We start from the raw sequence: 3442 nt of genomic DNA, 5'->3' as shown, positions 1-3442 counted from the left end.
ACGCCGACGATGGCGTAGCGCGATGCCGGATTGCGGAATTTTTCATAGGCCGCCTTGGCCGGCGCGGTGAAGGTGACGGCGGTGACGATCTCGCCATCCTTCAACGAGGTCTCAAACAGGCCCTTGAAGAACTTGTCGGCAGCGATCTCGCGCTTGTTGGTGACGATGGTCGCGCCCAACGCCAGCAGCGCTGCCGGATAATCGGCCGCCGGATCGTTGTTGGCGATCGAGCCGCCGATCGTTCCCTTGTGACGCACCGCCGGATCGCCGATCAGCGATGCCAGATGGGAAAGCGCCGGACAGGCCTTCTTCAGCTTCTCGTCATTGGCAACAGCATTATGCGTGGTGGCAGCGCCGATGGTGACGGTCTTGCCCGACACCGTGACGCCCTGCAGCTCCGTGATCCGTGACAGGTCGACAAGGTCGGACGGCGCGGCAAGCCGCGTCTTCATCGCCGGGATCAGCGTCATACCGCCCGAAAGCAGCTTGGCGTCGCCGGTCTTGATCAGCTTGGCGGCATCGGCGACCGAGGCGGCGCGATGATAGTTGACTGCGTACATTTGTCTTTCTCCCCTGGGTGAAAGAGCGAGCAGGAAGTAGCGAACATTCTCTTCTCTATTCGCTACCCCTATTCGCCATTCGCGTTCAATGTTTCGTCGCGCGTATCGCGGCCCACACGGTGGACGGCGAAGCCGGCATGGCAAGATCGTTGCTGCCGATGGCGTCGGTGATAGCGTTGATCACCGCCGGCGGCGAGCCGATGGCGCCGGCCTCGCCGCAACCCTTGATCCCCAACGGATTGCCCGGGCAAGGGGTGTTCGAGGTCGATACCTTGAACGACGGCAAATCGCCGGCGCGCGGCATGGTGTAGTCCATGTAGCTCGCGGTCAGCAATTGTCCGCTGTTGTCGTAATAGGCGCCTTCGAGCAGCGCCTGGCCAATGCCTTGCGCCAGCCCGCCATGCACCTGGCCCTCGACGATCATCGGATTGATGATGTTGCCGAAATCGTCGGCGGCGACGAACTGGACGATCTCGGTCACGCCGGTTTCCGGGTCGACCTCGACCTCGCAGATATAGCAGCCCGCCGGGAAGGTGAAATTCGACGGATCGTAGAACGCCGTCTCCTTCAGCCCGGGCTCCATGCCACCAGGCAGATTGTGGGCGGTGTAGGCGGCCAGCGCCATCTGGAACCACGGCACGTTCTTGTCGGTGCCGGCCACCTTCAGCGCGCCGTTCTCGATGATGATGTCGCCTTCGTCGGCCTCAAGCAGGTGCGCCGCGATCTTCTTGGCCTTGGCCTCGACCTTGTCGAGCGCCTTGACGATGGCTGACATGCCGACCGCACCCGAACGCGAGCCATAGGTGCCCATGCCCATCTGCACCTTGTCGGTATCGCCATGGACGATCGAGACCGAATCGAGCGGCACGCCGAAGCGCTCATTGACCAGTTGCGCGAAGGTCGTCTCATGGCCCTGGCCGTGGCTGTGGGAGCCGGTCAGCACCTCGATCGTGCCGACCGCGTTGACGCGCACTTCCGCCGATTCCCAAAGGCCGACACCGGCGCCGAGCGAGCCGACAGCCGCAGACGGCGCGATGCCGCAGGCCTCGATGTAGCAGCTCATGCCGATGCCGCGCAGCAACCCCTTGTTGGCGGCGGCGGCCTTGCGCTTGGCGAAGCCGGCATAGTCCGACGCCTGCATTGCCGCATCGAGCGAAGCGGCATAGTCGCCGGCGTCATAGCACATGATGACCGGCGTCTGATGCGGAAACGCTGTGACGAAGTTCTTGCGCCGCAGCTCGGCCGGCGAAACGCCGAACTGGCGGGCCGCCGTCTCCATCATGCGCTCCATGACGAAGGTCGCTTCCGGCCGCCCTGCCCCGCGATAGGCATCGACGGGCGCGGTGTTGGTGTAGATCGCCTTCACATTGGCGTGGATGGCCGGGATGTTGTACTGGCCCGACAGCAGCGTCGCATAGAGATAGGTCGGCGTCGCCGATGAAAACAGCGACATATAGGCGCCGAGATTGGCCTGGGTTTCCACCTTCAGGCCGAGGATCCTGTGGTCCTTGTCGAAGGCCATTTCAGCATGGGTGTGATGGTCGCGGCCATGCGCGTCGGTCAGAAAACTCTCGGTCCGGTCGGCCACCCATTTGACCGGCACGCCGGTCTTCTTCGACGCCCACAGGCAGACGATCTCTTCGGGATAGATGTAGATCTTCGAGCCGAAGCCGCCGCCGACATCGGGCGCGATCACGCGCAGCTTGTTTTCCGGCGCCACATTGTAGAAGGCGCTCATCACCAGCCGCGCCACATGCGGATTCTGCGAGGTCGTCCAGCAGGTATAGTGATCCTCGGCCTTGTCGTAATGGCCAAGTGCGGCGCGCGGCTCCATGGCATTGGGCACCAGCCGGTTGTTGATGATGTCCATCTTGACGACATGGGCCGCCTTCCCGAAGGCCGCCGCGGTGTCGTCGGCGTTGCCGATGTCCCAGTCGAAGATCAGATTGTTGTCCGCTTCGGGGTGGATCTGCGGCGCACCCTTGTCCATCGCCTTGGAGGCATCGACGACGGCCTTCAACTCCTTGTAGGTGATCTCGACCGCCTCGGCGGCATCACGCGCCTGCCCCTTGGTCTCGGCGACGACGATGACGATGGCGTCGCCGACATAACGGACCCGGTCGAAGGCGAGTGGCGACCACGCTCCCATCTTCATCGGCGAGCCGTCCTTGGAGTGGATCATCCAGCCGCAGATGAGATTGCCGATGCCGTCGGCCTTGAGTTCCTTGCCGGTCAGCACGCCGATGACGCCGGGCATGCCTTGAGCCTTCTTCACATCGATCTTCTTGATCTGCGCATGCGCGTGCGGACTGCGCACGAAGGCGGCGTGCTTCATGCCGGGAACCACCATGTCGTCGACATAGCGGCCGGCGCCCGTGATGAACCGTTTGTCTTCCTTGCGCGCGACCCGAGCGCCAACACCTTCAATGCCCATCAGAAATTCCTCCGGAATTTATGGGAGTAGGGCAGTAGGGAGTAAGGGACTAGGGAAAAAGGGCCTCGTTGCGTTGGCCTTTTTGCCCTACTCCCCTACTGCCCTACTCCCTTATTCCCTTGCCTAAGCAGCTTGTCTCGCCTTACCCTTCGACCCCTTCATCGTCGTCGATGCGGCGAGGATCGCCTTGACGATGTTGTGGTAGCCGGTGCAGCGGCAGATGTTGCCGTCGAGCTCGGCACGCACCGTCGCCTCGTCGAGCCCTTCGGGGTGGCGGCTGATCATGTCGGTCGCCGTCATGATCATGCCCGGCGTGCAGAAGCCGCATTGCAGCCCGTGATGTTCCTTGAAGGCGGCCTGCACCGGATGCAGGTCGGCGCCATTGGCCAGGCCCTCGATCGTCAGCACGGTGGAGCCGGAGGCCTGCACCGCGAGCATCGTACAGGAT

At 63.1% G+C, this 3442-nt stretch carries 3 protein-coding genes; all 3 read right to left on the bottom strand.

The genetic code is table 11. The features are described from left to right. Positions 1 to 560: xanthine dehydrogenase family protein subunit M (locus EOC06_RS27380; RefSeq protein WP_245470122.1), on the bottom strand; the 560-nt coding region annotated here is incomplete at its 3' end. A gap of 85 nt (positions 561 to 645) precedes the next feature. Then, a complete protein-coding gene (locus tag EOC06_RS27375; protein ID WP_128309241.1) occupies positions 646 to 2994 on the bottom strand; it encodes a xanthine dehydrogenase family protein molybdopterin-binding subunit in 2349 nt (782 codons plus the stop codon). A 123-nt stretch (positions 2995 to 3117) separates the two neighbouring features. Then, positions 3118 to 3442 (bottom strand): (2Fe-2S)-binding protein (locus tag EOC06_RS27370; RefSeq protein WP_245470120.1); only part of this gene is annotated, 325 nt, incomplete at its 5' end.

It is taken from the genome of Mesorhizobium sp. M7A.F.Ca.MR.362.00.0.0 (genome assembly GCF_004023175.1).
Classification (GTDB): Bacteria; Pseudomonadota; Alphaproteobacteria; order Rhizobiales; family Rhizobiaceae; genus Mesorhizobium.
Note: the sequence above shows the minus strand (reverse complement) of the source record. Positions and strands in the feature narration are given on the sequence as shown.

Coding starts and splice junctions, on each gene's coding strand:
- EOC06_RS27375 (WP_128309241.1), bottom strand. CDS start 2,994: ATGGGCATTGAAGGTGTTGGCGCTCGGGTCGCGCGCAAGGAAGACAAA.